General features: G+C 63.6%; 6 protein-coding genes. All 6 read right to left on the reverse strand.

Features of this window, described 5'->3' with window-relative positions; all coding sequences use genetic code 11:
- Window position 1 precedes the first annotated feature (1 nt).
- The gene (gene cheY / locus ACE04A_RS12075; protein ID WP_006219033.1) at window positions 2-391 is read right to left on the reverse strand and encodes a chemotaxis response regulator CheY; all 390 of its coding nucleotides are present in this window, start codon (window positions 389-391) and stop codon (window positions 2-4) included.
- Between the two features lie 50 nt (window positions 392-441).
- Window positions 442-1,500, reverse strand: a complete 1,059-nt coding sequence (locus ACE04A_RS12080) for a protein-glutamate methylesterase/protein-glutamine glutaminase (protein ID WP_448717974.1) — start codon at window positions 1,498-1,500, stop codon at window positions 442-444.
- A 20-nt stretch (window positions 1,501-1,520) separates the two neighbouring features.
- Window positions 1,521-2,375: a CheR family methyltransferase gene (locus ACE04A_RS12085; RefSeq protein ID WP_259248529.1), complete on the reverse strand. Its 855-nt coding sequence runs from the start codon at window positions 2,373-2,375 to the stop codon at window positions 1,521-1,523.
- 8 nt (window positions 2,376-2,383) lie between these two features.
- Complete coding sequence (locus ACE04A_RS12090) at window positions 2,384-4,087, reverse strand: methyl-accepting chemotaxis protein (protein WP_438859803.1); 1,704 nt, start codon at window positions 4,085-4,087, stop codon at window positions 2,384-2,386.
- A gap of 93 nt (window positions 4,088-4,180) precedes the next feature.
- Window positions 4,181-4,681 (reverse strand): chemotaxis protein CheW, encoded by a 501-nt coding sequence (gene cheW / locus ACE04A_RS12095; protein WP_006219029.1) that lies wholly within the window; start codon window positions 4,679-4,681, stop codon window positions 4,181-4,183.
- A gap of 16 nt (window positions 4,682-4,697) precedes the next feature.
- Window positions 4,698-6,313 (reverse strand): chemotaxis protein CheA (gene cheA, locus ACE04A_RS12100; RefSeq protein WP_485820150.1); only part of this gene is annotated, 1,616 nt, incomplete at its 5' end.

Here is a 6,313-nt window from a genome sequence, read left to right on the forward strand (position 1 = left end):
CTCAGCCGGCTATTTTCTCGAAGATCTTGGTGAGCTTTTCTTCCAGCGTTGCCGCCGTGAAAGGCTTGACCACGTAACCGTTGGCGCCGGCCTGAGCCGCTGCAACGATGTTTTCCTTCTTGGCTTCGGCCGTCACCATCAGCACCGGCAGCGAAGCCAGCGATGCGTCGGCGCGAATCTGCTTGAGCATTTCCAGGCCGTCCAGGTTGGGCATGTTCCAGTCGGACACGACGAATTGGAAACCGCCGTTACGCAGCTTTTCCAGCCCGATCGCGCCGTCCTCGGCCTCGTCCACATTCTCGAAACCCAGCTCTTTGAGCAGGTTGCGGATGATTCGTCGCATGGTGGGGAAGTCATCCACCACCAGAATCTTGATGCCCTTGTCTACCATCTTTCACTCCAGAAGAAATTTGCTTGAGACCGATCGTGGGTGCAGTCGCGTCAAACGCGGTGCCCACGGTCGCCCAGGCGAGTCAGAATGCGTTCGCTAATCGCCGACAGCGCAACCACTTCATCCGCGGCGCCAATGGCGATGGCTTCGCGGGGCATGCCGAACACCACACAACTGGCTTCGTCTTGCGCAATGGTGTGCGCGCCCGCGCGGTGCATGGCCAGCATGCCGGCCGCGCCGTCCTTGCCCATGCCCGTCAGGATGACGCCGATGGCGTTCTTGCCGGCGGCCACGGCGGCCGAATTGAACAACACATCCACCGACGGGCGGTGGCGGTTGACGGGTTCGCTGGCTTCAAGCTCGATCACGTAGTTGGCGCCGCTGCGGCCCAGGCGCATGTGCATGTCGCCGCCCGGCGCCAGGTAAACGTGGCCCGGCAGCACGCGGTCACCATGGACCGCTTCGCGCACCGTCACCGCGCACAGCGCATCCAGCCGCTGCGCGAACGAACGCGTAAAGCCGGCAGGCATGTGCTGCGTGATCAGGATGGCCGGGCTGTCCGGCGGCAAGGGTTGCAGCACTTCGCGGATGGCTTCGGTGCCGCCCGTGGACGCGCCCACGATCACCAGCTTTTCCGAGCTGGACAGCGGGCGGCGCAACATCGGCGCGGGCGCGGCCTGCGCCGCGTGCGGCGTGGGCGCGCGCAGCTTGGCGCGCGAGGCCGCGCGGATCTTGTCCGCGATGATCTCGGTGTATTCCAGCAGGCCGTCGCGAATGCCTAGCTTGGGCTTGGTCACGAAGTCGATCGCGCCCAGTTCCAGCGCGCGCAAGGTGATTTCGCCGCCGCGTTCGGTCAGCGACGACACCATCACCACCGGCATCGGCCGCAGGCGCATCAGCTTTTCAAGAAAATCCAGCCCGTCCATGCGGGGCATTTCCACGTCCAGCGTCAGCACGTCCGGGTTGTGGCGCTTGATGAGGTCACGCGCCACCAAGGGATCGGGCGCGGTCGCGGCCACTTCCATGTCGGGCTGGCTGTTGATGATTTCGGTCATCAGCCCGCGCACCAACGCGGAGTCGTCTACACACAAAACGCTTATTTTTTTCATTGTTTGCTGCCTTGGCCCATTCAGGCCTTACTCGCACATTCGTAGACGGTCTGCCCGCGCAGACGAAAATCCCGGCTGATGTAGGTGAAGTTCTCGGAGTGCCCGGCAAACAGCAGGCCGCCCGGCTTGAGCAGCGGCGCAAAGCGCTCCAGAATCTTCGCCTGCGTCGGCTTGTCAAAATAAATCATCACGTTGCGGCAGAAGATCACGTCGAACTTTTCGTTGATCGGCCATGACGGCGCCAACAGGTTCAAGGTTTCGTACCGCACCATGTCGGCGATCTCGGGGCGCACCCGCACCTGGCCGGCATTGGCGCCGCGTCCTTTCAGGAAGAAGCGGCGCAGGCGCTCGTCTTCCATCTTGGCTACGCGCTCGGCGGGGTACACGGCGGCGCGCGCGCGATTCAGCACATTGGTATCGATGTCGGTGGCCAGCACCGTGGACGATGCCGCGCGCGGCCCCAGGGCTTCGACCAGCGTCATCGCAATGGAGTACGGCTCTTCGCCCGTGGACGCGGCACAGCACCATACCGACACCGGGCCACCGCGCTTTTGCGCGAACTCGGCCAGGATGGGAAAGTGGTGCGATTCGCGGAAGAAGGCGGTCAGGTTGGTCGTCAACGCATTGACGAATTCTTCCCACTCGTGCGCGTCGGGTTCGTGCTCCAACTGGTCCAGATAGCTGCCGAAGTCCTGGCGGCCCAGGGCGCGCAAACGCCTGGCCAGGCGGCTGTAGACCATTTCACGCTTGTGCGTGCCCAGCGAGATGCCCGCGCGCGCGTGGATCATCTTGCGGACGCGGGAAAAGTCCGCGTCGCGAAAATCGAATTGGCGGTCCACCGAAATGGACGGCGCCTGGGTTGCCGCAGTTGCCACGCGATTCCTCAGTGCCCAAGCGCAAGCGCATCGGGCGCTTGCAAGCGTGAGTCTTCATCGGACGAACGCACCGAAGACAGGCGTTGCGCCGGCACTTCAATGACTTCGCCCGCATTGATCTTGAACACCGCCACGGCTTGCGCCAGGCGTTCCGCCTGCTCTTGCAGCGAGCCGGCCGCGGCCGCGGCTTCTTCCACCAGCGCCGCGTTCTGCTGCGTCACTTCATCCATCTGCGACACGGCGCGGTTGACCTGGTCGATACCGCTGGACTGCTCTTCGGACGCCGCCGAGATCTCGCCCATGATGTCGGTTACGCGCTTCACCGAAGCCACGATTTCCTGCATCGTCGCGCCCGCGCGTTCCACCTGTTGTGAACCGGCGCCGACCTTCGTGACCGAGTCTTCGATCAGGCCCTTGATTTCCTTGGCCGCCTGCGCGCTGCGCTGCGCCAGCGAGCGCACTTCGCCCGCCACCACCGCAAAACCCTTGCCCTGCTCGCCTGCACGCGCCGCTTCCACGGCGGCGTTCAGCGCCAGGATGTTGGTCTGGAAGGCGATGCCGTCAATGACGGAAACAATCTCGGAGATCTTGCGCGAGCTGGCCGAAATGTCGTGCATGGTGGTCACCACTTCCGACACCGCCGAACCGCCCTTTTCAGCCACGTCCGACGCGCTGGCCGCCAACTGGTTGGCCTGGCGCGCGTTGTCGGCGTTCTGCTTCACCGTGGACGCCAGCTCTTCCATCGACGCCGCGGTTTCCTCAAGGGAAGCCGCCTGCTGTTCCGTGCGGCTGGACAGGTCCGTGTTGCCGGCCGCGATTTCATGCGAGCCCACGTTGATTTCGTCCACGCCACGGCGCACCGTTGCTACCGTGCGCGTCAGGCTTTCCTGCATGCGCTTCAGGGCGGCGAACAACTGGCCGATTTCATTGGTGTTGCGTACGTCCACCCGGGCGGTCAGGTCACCGCCCGCGATGCGGTCGAAGTGCTGGCCGGCTTCCTTCAAGGGCAGCAGCACCCGGCGGCGCAGGAAGACATAGGTGGCGAAGACCAGCAGCGCGGCGATCACGCCACCCGCGCCCACGGCCATCAACACGAATTGGTAGCGCACCTGCGCCACGTCGTGCGCGTCCATCATCTTGCTGGCGCGCCAGAAATCAAAGGCTTCGATGGCGCGAGAAAAGCGCCCTTCCAGCGCGTCCTGCACCGTCTGAACCTGCTTCTGGTAGGCCGGCATGTCGGCCTTTTCCAGGGCGGCCACCAGCGGGTTCAAGCCTTGCTGCACCAGCATGGCGTAGGCCGCTTCAATTTCCTTCAGCGACTCGACCGCGTCCGGGGGCTGGGGCAGCGTCTTGTAGTACTCGAATTCCGCCTGGCCCTTGTTCATGGACCCCTTGGCGCGTTCCAGCAGTCCGGTGGCTTCCGCCGACAGACCCTGCGTCAGCAAGGTGGCTTGGCCCACGCTGCTGACGATGTCTGCGTAGTTGGCGGTCGCCGCGCGGCCCAGGCCGTTCATCGTGTCCTTGTAGCTGGACACGACCCGGCTCACCGCGTCGTCAAGTTCCTGCGATTGCTTGATCTCGGCCAGGGTTCCATTGCTGATGCGCAGGGACAACACGCCTAGCGCCGCCCCAATCACCAACATGAATGAGAAGAACGCCAGCACCCACAACAGGCTGCTGCGTATCGTCATGTTCGCGAAAAACTTGCGCATCTCAAGAACCACCCTTTGACTGCAATCGTTAAAGGAAAGCGCCACATCGGATTGAATATGGCGCCTCTACCCCGCGTTCCGGCCAAACTCCGATCAGGAGGCGACCTTCTCCACCAGCGCCATTTCGTCGCTGGTCATCATCTTTTCGATATCGACCAGGATGAGCATGCGCTCGTCCACCGTGCCCAGACCGGTCAGGTATTCGGTGGACAAGGTGGCGCCGAATTCCGGCGCCGGACGAATCTGGCCGGCGTTCAACATCAGCACGTCGGACACGCCGTCAACCACGATGCCGACCACGCGGCGATCCAGGTTGAGGATGATGACGACGGTCTGCTCGTTGTAGTCAACGCGGCCCAGGTTGAACTTGATACGCAGGTCCACGATGGGAACGATGATGCCGCGCAGGTTCGTCACGCCCTTGATGAAGGTCGGAACGTTGGCGATGCGAGTCACCGTGTCGGCGTCGTAGCCCCGGATTTCCTGCACTTTCAGGATGTCGATGCCGTACTCTTCGTCGCCCAGCGTGAAGACCAGGAATTCGCTGCCGACATCTTCGTTGCGCGCGGATTGCGCTTGCGGTTTGGCTGCCATGATTTTTAATGCTCCATCAATTCAAAATGGCTTCGGGCTGCGACCAACGTTCACGGTTGGCGCGCGCAAGCGCAAATACGTCAACAATCAGGGCCACGCTGCCATCACCCAGGATGGTGGCTGCCGAGATGCCGGGAACCTTGCGGTAGTTGGACTCAAGATTCTTCACCACCACCTGGTGCTGGCCGATCAGATGATCCACCAGCAGCGCAAAACGGCGGTCTTCGGCCTGCATGATGACGGCGATGGCCTGCGTGGGATCGGTCTGCGCCTGGCTGACCGAGAACACGCGGTGCATTTCCACCAGCGGCAGGTATTCGCCGCGCACATGCATCACGCGCTCGTTGCCCGCCACCGAGTAGATCTGGTCGTTGGTGGGTTGCAGCGATTCCGTCACATGGTTCAGCGGCAGGATGAAGGTTTCTTCCCCCACGCGCACCGACATGCCGTCCAGAATGGCCAGCGTCAGCGGCAGCACGATGCGCGTCGTGGTGCCGTTGCCCGGCTCGCACGACAACTGCACGTGGCCACCCATGTCCTGGATGTTCCGGCGCACCACGTCCATGCCCACGCCACGGCCCGAGATGTCCGTGACCTTTTCGGCGGTGGAGAAACCCGGCGCGAAAATCAGTTGCCAGATTTCGTCGTCAGGCGAATTCTCGTTGACGGCCATGCCCTGGGCCATGGCCTTCTTCAGGATCTTTTCCCGGCTCAGGCCGCCGCCGTCATCGCTGACTTCAATCACGATGTTGCCGCCGTTGTGTTGCGCGGACAGCACCAGTTGGCCGACCGGGTCCTTGCCCGCGGCGATACGCTTTTCGGGCGTTTCGATACCGTGGTCCAGGCTGTTGCGCACCAAGTGCGTCAGCGGGTCGATGATGCGTTCGATCAGGCTCTTGTCCAGCTCGGTCGCGCGGCCGTAGGTTTGCAGTTCGATCTGCTTGCCCATCTTGCCGGCAATGTCGCGCACCAGGCGCGGAAAGCGGCTGAACACGTAGTCCATCGGCATCATGCGGATCGACATCACCGCTTCCTGCAGGTCACGGGCGTTGCGTTCCAACTGCTCCATGCCATTCAGCAGGCGGTCGTGCAGGACGGGGTCCAGCGTGGAGGCCGTTTGCGCCAGCATGGCCTGCGTGATGACCAGTTCGCCCACCAGGTTGATCACCTGGTCGACTTTTTCCACGCCCACACGAATGGAGGTGGATTCCTTGTCAGCATGCGCGGGCGCCGCCGGACGCGATGCGCGGGCAGCGGCTTGCGTGATGGCCTCGGCCGCGGCGGCGGTATCCGCCACCGTCGGCACGGGCTCGGCGGGAGCGACTACCGGCGCAACCGCGGGAGCCGCCACAGGCGCGGCGGCAACGGCCACCGGCTCGGCGGCCGCGACGGCCACCTGGCTTGCCGGCGCCGCTTCGCGGGTGATGCTGAGCTGATCGCCGTCCACAATGAAGCAACACACCGCTTCAATGTCGTCCGGCGTGCAGGTGCTGTCCATCCACACGGTCAGGGCGCCGTCGGCACGTTCGCTTGCGCGCACGTTGCCCAGGTTGCCCATTTCTTCAAGCAGGGACGCCGCGTCCTTGTCGGACACCTTGGTGATCCTGACCTTGAGCGGCAAGTCGCCGGCGG

The sequence above is a fragment of the Achromobacter colocynthidis genome, assembly GCF_057334535.1.

Bases quoted from the DNA above. Each gene is read 5' to 3' on its own strand.
- cheW (WP_006219029.1), bottom strand. From the start codon at position 4,681: ATGGCAGCCAAACCGCAAGCGCAATCCGCGCGCAACGAAGATGTCGGC.
- cheY (WP_006219033.1), bottom strand. From the start codon at position 391: ATGGTAGACAAGGGCATCAAGATTCTGGTGGTGGATGACTTCCCCACC.
- ACE04A_RS12090 (WP_438859803.1), bottom strand. From the start codon at position 4,087: ATGCGCAAGTTTTTCGCGAACATGACGATACGCAGCAGCCTGTTGTGG.
- ACE04A_RS12080 (WP_448717974.1), bottom strand. From the start codon at position 1,500: ATGAAAAAAATAAGCGTTTTGTGTGTAGACGACTCCGCGTTGGTGCGC.